Source organism: Geodermatophilus sp. SYSU D01045 (genome assembly GCF_054050295.1).
Genome location: NZ_JBJGZB010000025.1, coordinates 1 through 17,758 on the forward strand (window position 1 = coordinate 1; position 17,758 = coordinate 17,758).

Here is a 17,758-nt window from a genome sequence, read left to right on the forward strand (position 1 = left end):
GGCCCGCCGGAGCACCTGCTCCGGCCGGCCGTCGGCGTCTCGGGTGCGGTGTGCACCCGGCGTGGGTGGACGGCGGTCCAGGGCGCGGCACGTGCACACGGCGCGGGCAGCCGCGGTCGACGGGCGCGGCAGGCGTGCGGCAGGGTGTCGGACCGTGCGGTTCACGGTGCAGGTCCCCATGCGCTGGTCGGACATGGACGCCTACGGCCACGTCAACAACGTCGTCTACCTGCAGTACTTCGAGATGGCGCGGGTCGCGCTGTTCTTCGAGCGGGCGTCGCTGGAGGAGCGCACCGGACTGCGCCGCGGCACCGTCGTCGCGGCGCACGAGATCGCCTACAAGCGGCCGGTCGTCTACTCCGCCCGGCCGCTGGACGTGCAGATCTGGGTGTCGGGCGTCCGCGCGGCCGCCTTCACCTGCCACTACGAGGTCTTCGACCACGAGCGGCTCGCCGTCACCGGCAGCACGCTGCTGGTGCCCTTCGACTTCTCCATCGACCGGCCGCGCCGGCTCACGCCGGACGAGAAGGAGTTCCTCGCCCGCTGGGCCGACGAGCCGGAGGGCTGAGCCCCGGCGTCAGCGGCCGGCCGGCGCGGCCTGCACCACGCCGCTGCCGGCGTGCATCCAGTCGCGCGGGGGAGCGGTCTCGACCACCCGCTTGCCCAGCGGGAACAGCCCGACGCCGGCCAGCTTGAACGACGCGATCCCGAACGGGATCCCGATGACCGTCACGCAGAAGGCGATCCCGGCGAGCACGTGGATCAGTGCCAGCCACCACCCGGCGACGAGGAACCACAGCAGGTTCCCGATCGCCGACGCGGCGCCGGCGCCCGGCGCCCGCACCGTCGTGCGGCCGAACGGCCACAGCACGAAGCCGGCGAGCCGGAACGAGGCGATGCCGAACGGGATGGTCACCACCAGGAGGCAGGCCACCACGCCGGCGAAGGCGTAGGCCAGGGCGAGCAGCCAGCCCTGCAGGACCAGCCAGACCAGGTTCAGCAGCGTGCGGAGGGTGTCCACACACAGACGACGGACCGCGGGCGCGCCGGGTTCCGCGCCGGCGGGACGGCTCGGGGGCGGCCGACCGGCCGGGACGAGGTCCTCCGCTCCTGCCGGCTGGTCCGAGCGCTCAGCCGGCCACGATCCGCGGCACCGGCCGGTCCGCCCCGGTCGGCGCCCCGCGGCGGGCGGCCTCCTCCTCCGGCACCGGCCGGAGGACGGCGCCCTCGGCGACCTCCGCCCCCGCGAACACCGCCGCGTTGATCCCGCCGCGGTGCACCATCGCCTTCACCAGCCGGGCGCCGGTGAGCCGCTCGAGGTGCGCGCACGGCGGGCAGCGCTTCACCCCGAACAGCAGCGCGTCCCCGACGGCGAACCAGCGGCCCACCAGCGAGGGCAGGTCGACCCCGGTGGTGACCAGGTTGCGGCGGGTGTCGCCCGGCGTCAGCGGCACACCCACCTCCGCCGCGACCGCCGCGACGTCGTCGGCGTCGATCAGGGTCAGCTGCTTCTCCAGGTCCGGGTAGCGCGCCCAGGTGCCGCCGCCGAGGGCGTAGCGGTCGCCCTCCAGCCCGCGCCCGGCCAGCAGCCGCGCGGAGGGGACCCGCCGCATGGGCGCGGCGGCGGCCGGGGTCGTCCAGATCTCGAGGACGGTCATCGGGAGACCTCCGGGGCGGGGGAGCGCCGGCGGCGGCGCGGGGGCGGGACGTCGTCGGCGCCGCGGGCGTCCAGCGCCTCGCTCACGTCGTGGGCCATCTGCAGGACCTGCACCAGCAGCGGGGCGACCGTCGTCCGCAGCGCGCGCAGGCCGCGGGGGGAGCCGCCGCGGGCCGCCTGCGCCTCGCGGATGCGGTCGGCGCGCTCGACGAGGACCGGGATGAACCGCAGCGCCATGGTGACCACCAGCCCGACCCGCGCCGGCCGCACGCCGACCAGCCGCAGCGGGGTCGCCAGCCGCTCGACCACGGCCACCATCGCGCTCACCCGCGTCGTCGCCGTCACCACGGCCGCGGCCAGCACCAGCGTGAGCAGGCGCAGCGCGACGTGCGCGCCGGTCCGGAGGTCGGTGGTCAGCGCGTGCACGACCAGCAGGGCCAGCACCCACCACGTCATCGCCCGCGCCTGCCGGGCCAGCACGGCCACCGGCAGCCGGGCGACGAGCAGGCCGAGGACCAGCACCCCCGCCAGGGCCGCGCCGGCCGCGGACAGCGTGGGCAGCCAGAACAGCGCGACGGCGAGGACGGCGAGGGCGAGCAGCTTGACCCCGGCCGGCAGCCGGTGGACGACGCTGGCCCGCGGGACGTACAGCGCGAGGGTCACCGGCCGGCCATCAGCGCGCGGTAGGCGGCCACGGCCGGGCCGGGGGCGGCGTCCTCCACCACCCGGCCGCGGTCGACGACGAGCACCCGGTCGAAGCCGTCGAGCAGCTCCAGGTGGTGGGTGACGACGACGACCTGCTGCTCCAGCCCGGCGACCAGCTCGGCCACCCGCCGGGCGTTGACCAGGTCCAGCAGCGTCGTCGGCTCGTCGAACACGATGCGGGCGGGGCGCATGACCAGTACGCCGGCGATCGCCAGCAGCTGCTTCTGCCCGCCCGAGAGCAGGTGCGCGGGGTGGTCGGCGTGCCCGGCCAGGCCGTAGCGGGCCAGCACCTCGGCGACGCGGGCGGCCCGCTCGTCGGGCGGGACGCCCTGGTTCTCCAGCCCGTAGGCGACGTCCTCGGCCACCGTCGGGTGCACGATCTGCGCGTCGGGGTCCTGGAAGACGAACCCGACGCGGCGCCGCACCGCGCGCACCTGGGTGCGGGTGTCCAGCCCGTCGACCAGCACCCGCCCCTCGGTGGGCACCACCAGGCCGTTGAGCAGCCGGGCGAAGGTGCTCTTGCCCGAGCCGTTGGCGCCGATGACGCCGACCCGCGGCTCGGTCAGGGTGAGGTCGAGGCCCTCGAGCACCACCCGGTCGCCGTACCGGTGCCCGACGCCGCGCAGCTCGATGCCGCGCCCCGGCTCCGCGAGCTCGTCCGCGGCGGGCGCCGGACCGGGACGGCGGAGCCTCACCGGGTGCCGGCGGCCCGGCGGGGACGGTCGATGACGGGGTAGCTGCGCCGGACGACGTCGGCGATGGCCGCGGCGACGAAGGCCTTGAACAGGTCGCCCGGGACGAAGATGGCGGCGCCCGTCCAGAACGCCTCGGCCCACGGCAGCCCGGTCACGGCCTTGAGCACCGGGACGCCGACGGCATAGACCACGACGATGCCGCCGACCACGTTGACCGCCGTGCCGACCAGGACGTTGTAGCGGTCCCAGGTGCGCTCGGTCAGCCAGCCGATCACGAACGCGGCCACCGGCCAGCTGAACAGGTAGCCCGCCGTCGGGCCGGCGAAGGGCGCCAGGCCGCCCGCGCCGCTGGCCAGCAGCGGCAGCCCGATCGCCACCAGCACCAGGAACAGCAGGACCGCGAGGGAGCCGCGGCGGGCGCCCAGCACGCTGCCGGCGAGCATGACGCCGAGGGTCTGCGCGGTGATGGGCACCGGTCCGACGTTGATCGCCGGCAGGGTCCCCAGCACGGCGATGATCGCGGCGAACAGGGCGACGTAGGCGAGGTCCCGGGTCTTCACTGTGTCTCCTCCACAGGCAGCGGGACGGGCCCGCGCGGTCCCCGCGGAAGGTACCCGAGAGCCGGGCGGGAGCCGCCCGGCGGGCGTCCCGGGGTCCTCCCGATCCCGTCGCCGTCGGTGTCCGCGCGCTCACCTGCAGATACGTCCGCCGGTTTGCCCGGGCCGCCCGGCACGTGTTGTCTGGGGTCGCTGAGGCCTTCGGCGGAGGCGGGGACGGGGCGGTATCTGCATGGCAACCGGGTGGTGGGCGTCGCTGTGGTCGCGGGGACGTCACGAGCCACGCGGAGCCACCTCGGCTGCCACCTCGGCTGCCACCCCGGACGCCGGCCCAGAGCCGCGTCGGGACCCGTGGCCCGGGCGCGCCGGGGCCACCCGGCTCACCGCGCCGGTGCCCCTGCCGCCGCCCCCACCGCCCGCCGTCGAGGAGCCGGCGCGCCGCCCGGAGTCCCAGCACCCACCGCCCCCGGCCCCGGCCGGTGCGGCGCACGACGTCCCGCCGGCCGTGCCGCCGGAGGACGCCGTGCCTCCCCAGACGCCCGGCCCGTCCGGTCGACCCGGGTCGCCTCCCGGCCCGGTGCGCAGCCCGTCGCTGCGTCCCCCTCTCGAGACGACAGGAGCCCTTTCCGTGGCATCACTCGACAACGTCATCGCCGACCTGCTCGCGATCGAGGGCGCCAACGGCGCAGCGATCGTGGACATCGACAGCGGCATGGCCCTCGCGGCGGGCGGCACGCCCGGCTTCGACCTCAACGTGGCGGCCGCCGGCAACTCCAACGTCGTGCGCGCCAAGCTGCGCACGATCAACGACCTCGAGCTCAAGGACGAGGTCGAGGACATCCTCATCACGCTGCAGAGCCAGTACCACCTGATCAACGTGCTCAAGGGGCAGGGCAACGCCGGCCTGTTCATCTACCTCGTGCTCAACCGCGTGACCGCCAACCTGGCGCTGGCGCGGCACAAGCTGCGCGCGGTCGCGGCGACCGTCAGCGTCTGAGCCGGCGGCGTCGGCACCCGACCCGGACGGGGGCCGGGTCGGGTGCCGGCGCAGCAGCACCCGGCTTCAGGCGGCTGCGGTGGCGGCCTCGACGATGCGGTCGCGCACCGCGTCGACGGCGAGCTCACCGGTGTCGATCCACCGGGCGACGCGGCCGCCGGCGACGATGCCGACCCGGTCGCAGCACTCGGCCAGCTCGTCGGGGTCCACCGACACGACGACGACCGACGTCCCGTGCGCGGTCGCCTCGTCGAGCAGCTGGCGGACCTGCCGCCGGGCCCGCACGTCCAGGCCGCGGGTGGGCTCGTGGAGGACGACGACGTCGCGCGCGCACTCCGACATCCACCGGGCGAGCGCGAGCTTGTGCTGGTCGCCGCCGGACAGCGCGCCGAACACCGTGCGGATGCTCAGCGTCTTCACGTCCATCCGGTGCACGGTCCGGATGACCCCGCGCAGCTGGGCGATCTCCTTGCGCAGGTCCGACAGCGAGCCCCACGCCTCCTGGGTCATCGTCCGGGCGATCGTCTCGCCGGGGTCCACGCCGTAGGCGTCCTCGTCCGGGCGGTACACCGGCAGCTCCAGCCCGGGGCCGTCCCCGGAGGACCCGAGCGAGCGCTGCTCGCCGAGCAGCTGCAGCTCGTCGGTGACCGCCGGCAGCTCCCCGGACAGCGCCTCGGCGATCTCGCGGACGCCGGAGGACCGGTGCCCGGTCAGCCCGATCACCTCGCCGCGGCGCAGCAGCAGGTCGACGCCCTCGACCGCGCCGGGCACCCGCAGGTTGCGGACCCGCAGCACCACCTCGTCGGAGGGCACCAGCCGCGGGGACACGCGCACGGGGGCCTCCTCGGCCGGCGCCGGCTCCGGCGCCGAGGCCACCCGGGGCTCCGGCGGCGTCACCGGCTCGCCGACGGTCTCCGCGGCCAGCCGCGCCGGGTCCAGCGTCGCGGCCGGCGCGTCGAGGGCGATCCTCCCGTCGCGCAGGACGAGCACCCGGTCGACCACCTCGAGCATCTCGGGCAGCCGGTGGCTGATGTAGAGGACGCCGCGGCCCTGCCGGCCCAGCCGGGCGGCGACGGCGTGCAGGCGGCCGACCTCCGAGGGCAGCAGCGGCGCCGACACCTCGTCGAGCACCACCAGGCGGGTGTCCTCGGCGAGCACGCGGGCGACCTCGACGAGGCCGTGCACGAAGTGCGGCAGGTCCCCGACGGGGGTGTCGGGGTCGACGTCGAGGGCGACCTCGGCGAGCAGCACCTGGGCCTGCCGGCGCAGCTCGCGCGGCGGCAGCCCCGTCTGGGTCGTGCCGCGGAAGACCGCCTGGGCGACGGTGAGCCCGGGGTCGATGTGGACCAGCTGCTGGACGACGCCGACGCCGAGGTGGCGGGCGTCGTCGGCCGACAGCGGCGCGTAGGGGTGGCCCTGCAGCGTCATGGAGCCGGCGTCGGCGGGGGTGATGCCGGCGATGACGTCGCCGAGGGTCGACTTGCCCGCCCCGTTGGTGCCGACGAGCCCGACGATCTCGCCCTCGCCGAGGGTGAAGGAGACGTCCCGCAGGACACGGCGGGCCCCGAAGGACTTCACCAGGCCCTGGACCTGCAACAACGTCATCGGTGGGCGCGCCTCCCCCGGCACAGGGCCGCCGACACGGGTCGGTCGACCGCGGCGTCAGCGTCCCCCCGTGACGCTCTGTTCCGATACCGATGCTACCCGCGCGCGGGCGCGGCGCCTCCCGAGACGGGGAGCGCCGCGCCCACGCCGGTCAGGCGTGCAGCCAGACCGCGGCGTCGACCGGCAGGGCGCCGCCGGCGACATCGGCGCTGGCCAGCAGGACCCGGCCCTCGGGCAGCGGCACCGCCTCCGCGGACAGGTTCACCAGGCACACCAGGCCGCCGGGCCGGCGGAAGGCGAGGCACCCCTCGGGCGCGGGCAGCCACTCCAGCGACTCGCCGGAGAAGGCCGGCGACGACGCCCGCAACGCCAGCGCCGCCCGGTACAGCGACAGCACCGACGACGGGTCCGCGGCCTGCGCCTCGGCGGTCAGCGGCCCCCAGCCCTCGGGCATCGGCAGCCAGGTCTCCCGCTGCGCGGAGAAGCCGTAGGAGGGCTCGGTGCCCGACCACGGCACCGGGACGCGGCAGGCGTCGCGGCCGCGCTCGGTGTGCCCGGACCGCTCCCAGATCGGGTCCTGCAGCACCTCGTCGGGCAGGTCGACGTCGGGCATGCCGAGCTCGTCGCCGTTGTAGACGTAGGCCGCGCCGGGGAGCGCCAGCTGCAGCAGCGCCGCCGCCCGCGCCCGCCGGGTGCCGGTCTCGCCGCCGCCGTAGCGGGTCACGTGCCGGGGCCGGTCGTGGTTGGACAGCACCCAGCAGGCCGGCGCCGGGGTCCCGTCGACGGTGGCCAGCGAGTGGACGACGGCGTCGCGCAGGTCCTCGGGCGTCCAGTCGGCGGTCAGCAGCTTGAAGTTGAACGCCAGTTGCAGCTCGTCGGCGCGCAGGTAGTCGGCCAGCCGGTCGTCGTCGGAGACCCACACCTCGCCGACGGCCATGGTGCAGGGGTACTCGTCGAGGACGGCGCGGATGCGCCGGTGCACCTCGTGCACCCCGTCGTTGTCGAACCGGTGGTCGCCCGGGCCGTGGTCGTCGAGCAGCCCGGTGTCCTCCATGGGCTCCATGTCGGGCAGGCCGGCGGGCTTGGCCATGCCGTGGGCGACGTCGATGCGGAAGCCGTCGACGCCGCGGTCGAGCCAGAACCGCATGGTCTCCTCGAGGTCGGCGAGCACCTCGGGGTTGGTGAAGTCCAGGTCGGGCTGCTCGGGCGCGAAGATGTGCAGGTACCACTGGCCGTCGGGCACCCGCGACCAGGCCGGCCCGCCGAAGACCGACGGCCAGTTGTTCGGCGGCTCGGCGCCGTCGGGCCCGCGGCCGTCCCGGAACAGGTAACGCGCCCGCTCCGGCGAGCCGGGGCCGGCGGCCAGCGCCGCCTGGAACCACTCGTGCTGGTGCGAGCTGTGGTTGGGCACCAGGTCGACGGTCACCCGGATGCCGGCCGCGTGCGCCTCGGCCAGCAGCGCGTCGAACTCGGCGAGGTCACCGAACACCGGCTCCACGTCGCGCGGGTCGGCGACGTCGTAGCCGTGGTCGGCCATCGGCGAGGGGTAGAAGGGCGTGATCCACAGCGCGTCGACGCCGAGGTCGACCAGGTGCGGCAGCCGGGCGCGGATGCCGGCGAGGTCGCCGACGCCGTCGCCGCTGCCGTCGGCGAAGCTGCGGATGTAGACCTGGTAGAAGACCGCGTCCCGCCACCAGCCGGCGTCGGTGCGGCGGAACGGTCGGGCAGGGGTGAGGGAACTCACCGGGCTCCTAGGGGTGTGCGGGCGTGCGCCTCCGCCGACGGCGGGAGGACGGGCTCAGATGGAGAGGGTGCCGGGCGCGTCGTCGGGCCAGCGGTTCTGCATGCTGCGGGCGGCCATCTGCAGGTAGCCCCACAGGGTGGCGTCCTGCTCCTCGGTCAGGTCGAGGGTGTCGACGGCGTCCCGCATGTGCCGCAGCCACGCGTCGCGCTCGGCCGGGCCGATCGCGAACGGGGCGTGCCGCATGCGCAGGCGCGGGTGCCCGCGCTCCTGCGAGTAGGTGGTGGGGCCGCCCCAGTACTGCTCGAGGAAGCGGCGCAGGCGGGTCTCGGCGCCCTCCCAGTCGTCCTGGGGGTAGAGCGGCGCGAGCACCGGGTCGGCCTTGACGCCGGCGTAGAAGCGGGCGACGAGCCGCCGGAAGGTCGGCTCTCCGCCGACCTCCTCGTAGAAGGTCCGCGCCGACGGCAGGGACCGGCTCGCCTCGCTCATGACACCGATGGTCCCGCAGCCGGGCGGTCCTCTGCCACGAGGGCCCGGGTGCGCCCGTAGGCGAGCAGCGGCGGCACGACCGCGACCAGCCCGATCCCGCCGGCCAGCGCGACGACGGCGCTCGGCGGCAGCCCCTCCGCGGCCAGGCCGGCGGCCAGCGCGCCGACGCCCTGGATGCCGTAGAGCCCGCTGACCGCGACCCCGAAGGCGCGGCCCCGGTAGGCCGGCGGCACCGCCTGCACGAAGGCGACGTTGAGCGGGATGGCCCAGGACGCGCCGAGCCCGGCGACGAACACCAGCCCGACGACGACCGCGAACGCGCCCCGCCCCGGGCCCGCGGTCATGGCGACCAGGCCGGCCAGCAGCACCGGGGCCAGCGACAGGCCCACCAGCACCGGCATCAGCCGGTCGCTGCGCGCCGTCCCGAGGAAGCGGGCGACCACCAGGCCGCCGACGGTGACCCCGAGCGGGTTGGCCGCCAGCAGCACGCCCACCTGGACCGCGCCCTCGCCGAGCTCGTCGGTCAGCGGGGCGGCGATGCCCTCGGCGGCGTTGGCGAACAGGGTGCCGACCCACAGCAGCGCGATGATCGCCACCAGCCGCGGGCTGCCGCCGATCAGCCGCAGCCCCTCGCCGGCCTCCCGCCACACCGACGACGGCGCCGCGAGCTCGTCCCCCGGCGCCGGCCGCCGGTGCAGCCCGAGGGTCAGCCACACGGCGGACACGGCGAAGGTGGCGGCGTCCAGCAGCAGCACCACCGAGGGGCTGAGCACGGTGACCAGCCCGCCGGCGGCGAGGAACCCGACCACCTGGGCCACCTGGAGGCTGACGTTGGTCAGCGAGGTGGCGACGGCGTAGCGCTCGCCCTCCAGGACGTCGGCCATCAGCGCCGAGCGCGCCGACTCGAACGGCGGCGCGCACAGCGCGACCAGGAAGAGCAGGACCAGCAGCAGCGGCAGCGGCGTCCCGGGGACCGCCATGCCGGCGACCAGGACCGCGCGGACGACGTCGCTGGCGATGAGCACCCGGTGCCGCGGGAAGCGGTCGGCGATCGTCGCCAGCACCGGGCCGCCGAGCGCCCACGGCAGGAAGCCCAGCGCGAAGGTGAACGCCGACAGCAGCGGCGAGTCGGTGCGCTGGTAGACGAGGACGGTCAGGGCGACCCGCGCGAGCTCGTCGCCGATGGTCGACAGCGTGTAGGTGCCGAACAGCGGCCGGAACTCGCGGACGGCGAAGACCTCACTGAACGTGGCCCGCTGGGTGGCCTCTCCCTCGGAGGTGGCCCGCCGACCGTCCCCGGTGCTCATCGGGCGCCGGCGGCCGCGGCGCTGGAGGACGCGCCGATCAGCGGGGGCGGGGTCTTGATGCCCTCGGCGACGAACCGCTCCTTGAGCCGCATGCGCAGCTCGCGGCCGACCCGCCACTGGTCGGCGTTGGTGGAGCGCACCTGCACCCGCATGAAGACGCCCTCCGAGAGGATCTGCTCGACGCCGAGGGACTCGGGCTCGGCCAGCAGCACCGCGGCCCACTCGTCCTCGGCGTACATCGCGTCGGCGACCTCCTGCATGACGGTGCGGCACCGCTCGAGGTCGGTGTCGTGCGCGACGGGCATGTCGATGACCACCTGCGCGTAGCCCTGGCTCTTGTTGCCCACGCGCAGGATCTCCCCGTTGCGGGCGTACCAGACGACGCCGTTGACGTCGCGCAGCCGGGTGATCCGCAGGCCCACCGCCTCGACCGTCCCGCTGGCCTCGCCGAGGTCGACGACGTCGCCGACGCCGTACTGGTCCTCCAGGATGATCCCGATCCCGGCGATGAAGTCCTTGATCAGGTTCTGCGCGCCGAAGCCGAGCGCGACGCCGACGACACCCGCGCTGGCCACGATCGGTGCCAGGTTGATGCCGAGCTCGCCGAGCACGAGGACGACGGCGATGCCCATGACCACGAACGAGGCGAAGCTGCGCAGCACCGACCCGATCGCCTCGGCGCGCTGGGTGCGCCGGGCGGCCACCTGCTCGAGCGGGTCGCCGCCGCCGGCGGCCGTGCGGTTGCGCAGCGGCCGCAGGATCGTCGGCATCGACCCGGTGGCGGTGCGGTCGGTCAGCCGCCGGATCGCCCGGTGCAGCAGCAGCCGGACGACCGCGGCCATGACCACGACCAGCAGGATCTTCGCCGGCTTCTCGATCAGCGCCTCGGCGTTGTTCGCGAGCCAGTCGACGCCGAACAGCTCGTAGACCTTGGCGCACAGCGTCGTCGGGTCGGAGACGCAGTCGGGCATGGTGCCGGCGAGCCCGCTGTCAGCAGCGGCGGTCACTACGGAGGGTGGAGCAGTCATCACCCTCCATGGTGTCAGGTCGGAGCGACGGATCAGGAGTGATCCGCGCGCCATCCGGACAGGCCGGTCGCGGCGGCGAGGAAGGCCAGCTGGTCCGCGGCCAGGCCGACGGTGCGGCTGACCGCCCGGGCGCCGTGGCCCACCGACGTCTCCCGCCGCAGCAGGACCGGCGCGTCGGCGCTCGTCGCGGCCTGCAGCGCGGCGGCGAGCTTGCGGGCGTGCAGCGGGTCGACGCGGGTGTCGGACTCGAAGGTCGTGAACAGCGTCGCCGGGTAGGCGGCGCCCTCCCGGACGGCGTGGTACGGCGAGTAGCCGAGCAGCCAGCCGAGCTCCTCCGGGTCCTCGGCGGTGCCGTACTCGTCGTTCCAGGTGCGGCCCAGGCCGAAGCGCTCGTACCGGACCATGTCCAGCAGCGGGGCGCTGCAGACGACGCCGACGGCGAGGCCGGGCCGCTGGGTGAGGGTGGCGCCGACGAGCAGGCCGCCGTTGGACCCGCCCATCACCGCGAGCTGCCCGTACGTCGTCCACCCCTGGGCGACCAGGTGCTCACCGGCCGCGGCGAAGTCGTCGAAGACGTTCTGCTTGCGCTCGCGCATGCCGGCGCGGTGCCACTCCTCGCCGTGCTCGGAGCCGCCGCGCAGGTTGGCCACCGCCCACACCCCGCCCGCGGCGACCCAGGCCAGCGCCTGCGCCGAGTAGGCGGGGGTGAGCGCGACGTTGAACCCGCCGTAGCCGTAGAGGACGGTCGGCCGCGGGGCGTCGGGCGTGCCGGTGCCGGACAGCACGAACAGGTGCACCGGGGTGCCGTCCGCCGATGTCGCGTGCGTCTCGACGACCGTCACCTCCGGCACCTCGCCGGCCACGGGGGCGCGCTCGTCCTCGACGAGCGCCGTCGGCGCGGAGGCGTCCCAGCGCAGCACCGACGGCGGCGTCGCGTGGTCGGTGTACCCCACCCAGGCCGTCGTCCCGCCCTCCGGCGGGGCGCTGACGCCGGAGACGCTGCCGGCGCCCAGGCCGGTCACCTCGGCCAGCCGGCCGGAGCCGTCACCGGCCCAGACCGAGAGCCGGTCGGTGGCGTCGACCGAGTGGACGGCGAGCACCTGCAGCGAGCCGTCGGCGCCGTCGACGAGCGCGACGTCGGACAGCACGCCGTCCTCGGCCTGCGGGACGACGTCGGCCCACGCCTCCACCGCCCAGGTGGCCGGGTCCTCCGGGTCGGCGACGGCGAGCCGCCAGCGCGGGGTGCCGCGGTCGCTGAGCAGCCACAGCCGCCCGTCGCGGGCCACCCACGCCGCGGTCTGCGCGTCGACGCCGACCTGGAGCTCGCGCAGGGCGCCGTCCCCGGCCAGGTCGGCCAGCCAGACGTCGTCGCGCGGAGCGGTGCCCGCCGACGCGGAGACGACCAGCCAGCGGCCGTCGCGGCTGGTGCGCACGCCGTAGTAGTTGGTGGGGTCGAGACCCTCGCCGTGGACCAGGACGTCGCCGTCGGGGTCGGCGCCGACCCGGTGGCGCCACACCCGGCGGTGGAACGGCTCCTCGCCGGCGGGCACCTGGCCGGGTGCGAGCCGGCGGACGTAGAAGAGCTCCTCGCCGCCGGGCAGCCAGGCGACGGGGGAGTAGCGGCACCGGTCGACCGGCCCGTCCAGCCGCTCGTCGGTGGCGACGTCGAGGACGTACAGCCGCGACTCCTCGTCGCCGCCGGTGGACAGCTGGTAGGCCAGCCGGTCGCCCTCCCACGACGGCGCCCAGGCGTCGAGCGTCGTCGTCCCCGAGGGGTCGACGGCCATCGGGTCGACCAGCACGCGGACGCTGCCGTCGGCCTCGCGCACCCGCAGGACGGCGTGCTCCTGGCCGGGGTCGCGGCGGGTGGAGAAGGCGCGGCCGCCGCGGTGCACCGGGACGCCGACGGCGCCGGCGTGCACCAGCCGCTCGAGCCGGGCGGCGAGGTCGGCCCGCAGGGGGAGCGCGCCGAGGACGTCGGCGGTGAGGGCGTCCTGGGCGGCGGTCCACGCCTGCGTCCGCGGGTCGTCGGGGTCCTCGAGCCAGCGGTAGGGATCGGCCACGCGGTGGCCGTGCAGGTCCTCGACCAGGTCGAGTCTCTCGGCGTCGGGGTAGCGCACCCGCACCACCGTAACGGCGCCCTCACCGGCGCCCCGGCACCCTCCGGAGTCGTTTCCCCGCGCGCCGGAGGCCCAGGTCAGGGCAGGATGGACGCAGCCCTGTGCGGCCGCCCCGGTACGGCGGTCCGGGGCGTCGGAGGTGATCCGTGTCGCGTTCCGCGTCCGGGTCGTCGCCGGCGGGCCACCCAGGTCCGCGGCGCGACCCCGTCCCCGTCCCCCGGCTGCCCGTGCCCTCGTCCGGCACGACGGCGGCCACGCTGCTGCTCAACGCCACCTACGAACCCCTGTGCGTGGTCTCCAGCCGCCGCGCGATCGTCCTGGTCCTGGCCGAGAAGGCGGTCCCGGTGGACGACTCCGCGGAGGTGGTCCACGCCGAGCGGGTGGCCCTCGCCGTCCCGGTGGTCGTGCGGCTCACCCGCTTCGTGCGGGTGCCCTACCCCGCGCAGGTGCCCCTGTCCCGGCGGGCGGTGTTCACCCGCGACGGGCAGACCTGCGTCTACTGCGGCGGGTCGGCCACGAGCATCGACCACGTCGTCCCGCGCAGCCGCGGCGGCACGCACACCTGGGACAACGTCGTGGCCGCCTGCCGCAGGTGCAACCACACCAAGGCCGACCGGTCGCTGGCCGAGATGGGCTGGCAGCTGCCGCACCCGCCGCGGACCCCGAGCGGCGCGGCCTGGCGGCTGCTCGGCGCGCGCACCGTGGACCCCCGCTGGCGGGAGTGGCTGGGGATGCCCGAGAGCGTCTCGGCGTGACGTCGGCGGGGACCGCGCGCCGGCTCTGGGCGCTGGGCGAGCCGTACCACGCGCTCACCTACTTCGCCGACGAGGCGCGGTCCGCGGGTGAGGAGGCCGGCCTGTCCGGCTTCTGGGCCGTCTACTTCGCGCTGCGCGCCGCGCCGCTCGGGCCGGTCGGCCCCGCGGTCGTCACGGCCACCTTCTACAACTTCGCGCCGGCGTTCGTCGCCCGCCGGGTGCCCGGCGTCTGGGCGGCGGTGACGCCGGCGGACGCGCTGCGGGTCCGGCTGGCCGCCGTCGACGCCGTCACCCGCCGGGTGCTGGGGGAGTGGGCGGGCTCGGCCGAGGCCGCCGAGGCCGCCGAGTTGGCCCGGATCGCCGCCGAGGCGGTCGACCTGCCCGGCCGGCCGCTGGCGGCGGCCAACGCGGCGGTGGCCGAGCCGGACGAGCCGCACCTGGCCCTGTGGCAGGCGCTCACCACGCTGCGCGAGCACCGCGGCGACGGGCACAACGCGGCGCTGCTGGACCGCGAGGTGTCCGGTGCCGGCGCGCACGTGCTGGTGGCCGCGGCCGGCCGGGTCGACCGCGCGTGGCTGCAGAAGGCCCGCGGGTGGGACGACGACGCGTGGGCGGCCGCCGCCGAGGAGCTCGCCCGGCGCGGCTGGCTCGACGGCAGCGGGCCCGACGACGTGGAGCTGTCCGCGGAGGGCCTGGCGATGGTCGCCGCGATCGAGGCCAACACCGACCGCCTCGCGCTCGGCCCGTGGCGGACGCTCGGCGACACCCGCTGCGACCGGCTCGCCGAGCTCCTGGTGCCGCTGCGCCGCGCCGTCGTCACCGCCGGGCTCTTCCCCGACCGCAACCCGATCGGCGTCCCACCCGACCCCGACTGACCACTGGCGGCAGAGACGGCCATCTCTGCCGCACTGCTCAGGTGACGCGGGTGCGCTCCTCGGGGTAGGCGGCCCAGGCGCCGTCCTCGAGCAGGGCGCGGAACCGGTCGACGGCGTCCCAGACGTCGACGAACCGCGTGTACAGCGGCGCGATCCCGAGGCGCACGCGGTCGGGCGTGCGGAAGTCCGGCACCACGCCGCGGTCGACCAGCGCCCGGGTCAGCTGCCAGGCGTGCGGGTGGGCGAGCGTGACGTGCGACCCGCGCCGTGCCGGGTCGCGCGGGCTGGCCAGCGCCACGCCGTGCGGCGCCAGGTGCGCGTCGGCGAGGTCGGTCATCAGCCCGGTCAGCGCCCGCCCCTTGGCCGCCAGCCGGCCGATGCCGGCGTCGGCCACCAGCCGCGCGCCCACCTCGACCGCCGCGGCGGCGAGCACCGGCGGCGTCCCGGTGGCGAACCGCCCGACATCGGGCACCGGGTCATAGGCCGGGCCCATCGCGAACTGGTCGCGCTGGCCGAACCACCCCCAGATCGGCTGGCGCAGGGTCTCCTGCAGCTCCCGCCGCACGAAGAGGAACGCCGGCGCGCCGGGCCCGCCGTTGAGGTACTTGTACGTGCACCCGACGGCGAGGTCGACGCCGCTCGCGGTCAGGTCCAGCTCCACCGCCCCGGCCGCGTGCGAGAGGTCCCAGACGACCAGCGCGCCGGCGTCGCGGGCCGCCGCCGTCACCGCCGCGACGTCGGCCAGCGCGCCCGAGCGGTACGCGACCGCGGACAGCACCACGACGGCGACCCGCCCGTCCAGCGCCGCCGCGAGCACCGCCGGGTCCAGGCCCTCGTCGACGTCGGCGGGCACCTCGCGCACGGTCATCCCGCGCGCGGCGGCGACCCCGGCGACCACGTAGCGGTCGGTGGGGAAGTCGTCGGCGCAGCAGACCAGCACATCCCGGCCCGGGCGGGCGTCGGCCGCGGCGACGAGGAGCTTGTAGAGGTCGACGGTGGTCGAGTCGCCGAGCAGCACCTCGCCGGGCCGGGCGCCGAGGACACCGGTGCCGATGACGTCGCCGACCCGCGTGCCGACGTCGATCCACGACGCCCACGAGCCGACCAGCCCGCGGCCCCACTCCTGCTCCGCCACCCGCGCCAGCGCCGCCGGGGTGTCCACGGGCATCCGGCCCAGCGAGTTGCCGTCGAGGTAGAGCAGGGCGTCGTCGACGCCGGCGAAGCGGGCGCGGAACCCGGCCAGCGGGTCGGCGTCGTCGAGGGCCTCGGCGTGCGCGCGGGAGAGGTGCACGGCGACCTGTCTACCGGGCGGGGCTAGCGTCGCCGCCCGTGACCGGTACGCAGGTGCACGAGCTCACCGCGCTGGAGCAGGCGGCCGCCGTCCGGGACCGGACGGTCAGTCCCGTCGAGCTGGTGGAGGCCGCCCTCGCCCGCATCGAGGCCCTCGACGCCGGCCTGGGCGCCTTCGTCACCGTCACGCCCGAGCGCGCGCGGGCCGCGGCGGCCCGGGCCGAGGCCCGGGTGCTGCGCGGCGGCGACCTGCCGCCCCTGCTCGGCGTCCCGACGGCGATCAAGGACCTCAACAACACCGCCGGTGTGCGCACCACCTTCGGCTCCGCGGTGTTCGCCGACTTCGTGCCCACGGTGGACGACGCCGTCGTCACCAAGCTCGCCGCCGCCGGGACGATCAGCCTGGGCAAGACCAACACCCCGGAGTTCGGCTACCCCTGCTACACCGACAACGACGTCGCCGGCCCTGCCCGCTGCCCGTGGGACCCCGCCCGGCTGGCCGGGGGGTCCAGCGGCGGCGCGGCGGTGGCGGTCGCCGCCGGGATGGTGCCCTTCGCCCAGGGCAGCGACGGCGGCGGCTCGATCCGCATCCCGGCCAGCATCAACGGGCTGTTCGGCATCAAGCCGACCCGCGGGCGGATCAGCAACGGACCGCTGGGCAGCGACGTCACCGGGCTGGGCACCAACGGGCCGCTGGCCCGCACCGTCCGCGACGCCGCCGCGATGCTCGACGCCATGGCCGGCCCGGTCACCGGTGACTTCGCCTGGGCGCCGCCGCTGCCGCCGGGGGAGACCTTCCTCGCCGCCGCGGACCGGCCGACCGGGCGGCTGCGGATCGGCCGGGCGCTGGAGTCCCCGATGCCCGGCGCGGTGCTGCAGCCGGAGGTGGCCGCGGCCCTCGACGACGCCACCGCGCTGCTCACCGACCTCGGGCACGAGGTGGTCGACGTCCCGCCCGGTCTGCTCGCCCCGGACGTGCTCGGCGCCTTCGAGCGGGTGTGGTCGCTGTCGGGGACGACGCTGCCGGTGCCGCCGGACCGGGTGGGGGAGCTGCGGCCGCTCACCCGGGAGCTGCGCGCCCGCGGGCTGGCCCTGTCGGCGCAGGCGGCGATGGAGGCGCTCAACGCGCTGCGGCTGTTCGCCCGCCGCTACGTCGAGGCCACCGACGGGTTCGACGTCCTCGTCGCCCCAGTGACGACGATGACGCCGCGGCCGCTGGGCTGGTTCGACGCCGACGGCGACGGCGCCGAGGACTTCGAGCGCAACAAGCGCTACGCGGCGTTCACCGCGCTCTACAACGTCACCGGCCAGCCCGCCGTCAGCGTGCCGCTGCACTGGACCGGCGACGGCCTGCCGGTCGGGACGATGCTCGTGGGGCGGCCCGCGGACGAGGCCACCCTGATCGCCCTCGCCGCCCAGCTGGAGCAGGCCCGGCCGTGGGCGCACCGCCACCCGCCGGGCTGGGACACGCGCGCACAGCCGACCACGGACACCGGTAGATTCCGGGCGTGACCGTCGTCGAGACCCTGCTCGTCTTCCTCGTGGCTCCGCTGGCGGTGTTCGTCCTCCTGTGGGCGCTGACCTACCTGCCGGGCGGGCGCAAGCGCCAGGGCGTCCGGTACAAGCCGGGTCAGCCCTGGGAGCACGAGCCGGTCTGGTACGAGCCGCAGCCGAAGGACGCCCCGACGCACGCCGCCGGCCACGGCGACACCCAGGCCGTCGGGTCCTCGCTGTACGGCGAGCCCGCGGCGCTCGAGGGGGGCCACAGCGGGCACGGGACCACCACCGGCTCGCACGTGATCGCCGGCTCGCGCGGCGCGACCGCCGTCTCCGCCGGTGCGCCGGCCCCGTCCGCCGGCGGCCCGCTCGGCGGCGCCCGCGGCACCTGGTGACCGCCCCGTGATCCCCATCCACCTCGCGACCGCCTCAGGAGGCCG

General features: G+C 76.3%; 18 protein-coding genes. 6 read left to right on the plus strand and 12 right to left on the minus strand.

The genetic code is table 11. The features are described from left to right. Window positions 1-154: 154 nt before the first annotated feature. Window positions 155-568 (plus strand): acyl-CoA thioesterase, encoded by a 414-nt coding sequence (locus tag ACI798_RS18485; RefSeq protein WP_456940778.1) that lies wholly within the window; start codon window positions 155-157, stop codon window positions 566-568. 9 nt (window positions 569-577) lie between these two features. On the opposite strand, the gene ACI798_RS18490 is transcribed toward ACI798_RS18485, so the two are convergent. From ACI798_RS18490 to ACI798_RS18510, 5 genes are all read right to left on the minus strand, one after another. Further along, window positions 578-1,021 (minus strand): YccF domain-containing protein, encoded by a 444-nt coding sequence (locus tag ACI798_RS18490; protein ID WP_456940777.1) that lies wholly within the window; start codon window positions 1,019-1,021, stop codon window positions 578-580. 109 nt (window positions 1,022-1,130) lie between these two features. Then, a complete protein-coding gene (locus ACI798_RS18495) occupies window positions 1,131-1,658 on the minus strand; it encodes an MOSC domain-containing protein (protein ID WP_457048610.1) in 528 nt (175 codons plus the stop codon). Next, a complete protein-coding gene (locus ACI798_RS18500) occupies window positions 1,655-2,320 on the minus strand; it encodes an energy-coupling factor transporter transmembrane component T family protein (RefSeq protein WP_457048611.1) in 666 nt (221 codons plus the stop codon). The genes ACI798_RS18495 and ACI798_RS18500 overlap by 4 nt, the downstream gene beginning before the upstream one ends. Further along, the gene (locus tag ACI798_RS18505; protein ID WP_457048612.1) at window positions 2,317-3,057 is read right to left on the minus strand and encodes an energy-coupling factor ABC transporter ATP-binding protein; all 741 of its coding nucleotides are present in this window, start codon (window positions 3,055-3,057) and stop codon (window positions 2,317-2,319) included. Before ACI798_RS18505 ends, ACI798_RS18500 begins: the two co-directional genes overlap by 4 nt. Beyond that, the gene (locus ACI798_RS18510; protein WP_457048613.1) at window positions 3,054-3,617 is read right to left on the minus strand and encodes a biotin transporter BioY; all 564 of its coding nucleotides are present in this window, start codon (window positions 3,615-3,617) and stop codon (window positions 3,054-3,056) included. The genes ACI798_RS18505 and ACI798_RS18510 overlap by 4 nt, the downstream gene beginning before the upstream one ends. A gap of 625 nt (window positions 3,618-4,242) precedes the next feature. On the opposite strand from ACI798_RS18510, the gene ACI798_RS18515 reads away from it, so the two are divergent. Next, on the plus strand, window positions 4,243-4,611 hold the full coding sequence (locus ACI798_RS18515; RefSeq protein ID WP_456940772.1) for a hypothetical protein: 369 nt from the start codon (window positions 4,243-4,245) through the stop codon (window positions 4,609-4,611). A 66-nt stretch (window positions 4,612-4,677) separates the two neighbouring features. Here the strand turns inward: ACI798_RS18515 and ACI798_RS18520 are convergent, their stop codons facing one another. The 6 genes from ACI798_RS18520 to ACI798_RS18545 all read right to left on the minus strand — a co-directional run bounded on the left by ACI798_RS18520 (window position 4,678) and on the right by ACI798_RS18545 (window position 12,901). Further along, window positions 4,678-6,216: an ATP-binding cassette domain-containing protein gene (locus ACI798_RS18520; protein ID WP_457048614.1), complete on the minus strand. Its 1,539-nt coding sequence runs from the start codon at window positions 6,214-6,216 to the stop codon at window positions 4,678-4,680. A gap of 151 nt (window positions 6,217-6,367) precedes the next feature. Further along, a complete protein-coding gene (locus ACI798_RS18525) occupies window positions 6,368-7,960 on the minus strand; it encodes a glycoside hydrolase family 13 protein (RefSeq protein WP_457048615.1) in 1,593 nt (530 codons plus the stop codon). Window positions 7,961-8,014: 54 nt separating this feature from the next. Beyond that, window positions 8,015-8,446 carry a globin gene (locus ACI798_RS18530; protein WP_456940769.1) on the minus strand — a complete coding sequence of 144 codons (432 nt, stop codon included), beginning with the start codon at window positions 8,444-8,446 and terminating at the stop codon, window positions 8,015-8,017. Next, a complete protein-coding gene (locus ACI798_RS18535) occupies window positions 8,443-9,753 on the minus strand; it encodes an MFS transporter (protein ID WP_456940768.1) in 1,311 nt (436 codons plus the stop codon). The genes ACI798_RS18530 and ACI798_RS18535 overlap by 4 nt, the downstream gene beginning before the upstream one ends. Then, a complete protein-coding gene (locus ACI798_RS18540) occupies window positions 9,750-10,760 on the minus strand; it encodes a mechanosensitive ion channel family protein (RefSeq protein WP_456940767.1) in 1,011 nt (336 codons plus the stop codon). The genes ACI798_RS18535 and ACI798_RS18540 overlap by 4 nt, the downstream gene beginning before the upstream one ends. Window positions 10,761-10,813: 53 nt before the next feature. Then, on the minus strand, window positions 10,814-12,901 hold the full coding sequence (locus tag ACI798_RS18545; protein ID WP_457048616.1) for a prolyl oligopeptidase family serine peptidase: 2,088 nt from the start codon (window positions 12,899-12,901) through the stop codon (window positions 10,814-10,816). 227 nt (window positions 12,902-13,128) lie between these two features. Here ACI798_RS18545 and ACI798_RS18550 point away from each other — a divergent pair, with 227 nt between their 5' ends. Together ACI798_RS18550 and ACI798_RS18555 are read left to right on the plus strand one after the other, a co-directional pair. After that, the gene (locus tag ACI798_RS18550) at window positions 13,129-13,656 is read left to right on the plus strand and encodes an HNH endonuclease (protein WP_456940765.1); all 528 of its coding nucleotides are present in this window, start codon (window positions 13,129-13,131) and stop codon (window positions 13,654-13,656) included. Then, entirely contained in the window at window positions 13,653-14,531 is an 879-nt protein-coding gene (locus tag ACI798_RS18555; protein WP_457048617.1) for an SCO6745 family protein, read from the plus strand. The genes ACI798_RS18550 and ACI798_RS18555 overlap by 4 nt, the downstream gene beginning before the upstream one ends. 37 nt (window positions 14,532-14,568) lie before the next feature. Here ACI798_RS18555 and kynU read toward each other — a convergent pair whose 3' ends face one another. Continuing rightward, window positions 14,569-15,822, minus strand: a complete 1,254-nt coding sequence (kynU, locus tag ACI798_RS18560; RefSeq protein ID WP_457048618.1) for a kynureninase — start codon at window positions 15,820-15,822, stop codon at window positions 14,569-14,571. Window positions 15,823-15,860: 38 nt separating this feature from the next. Here kynU and ACI798_RS18565 point away from each other — a divergent pair, with 38 nt between their 5' ends. Beyond that, entirely contained in the window at window positions 15,861-17,333 is a 1,473-nt protein-coding gene (locus tag ACI798_RS18565) for an amidase (RefSeq protein WP_456940762.1), read from the plus strand. Continuing rightward, window positions 17,330-17,713, plus strand: coding sequence for an aa3-type cytochrome oxidase subunit CtaJ (gene ctaJ / locus ACI798_RS18570; protein WP_457048619.1), 384 nt, complete (start codon window positions 17,330-17,332; stop codon window positions 17,711-17,713). Before ACI798_RS18565 ends, ctaJ begins: the two co-directional genes overlap by 4 nt. Window positions 17,714-17,758: the final 45 nt, after the last annotated feature.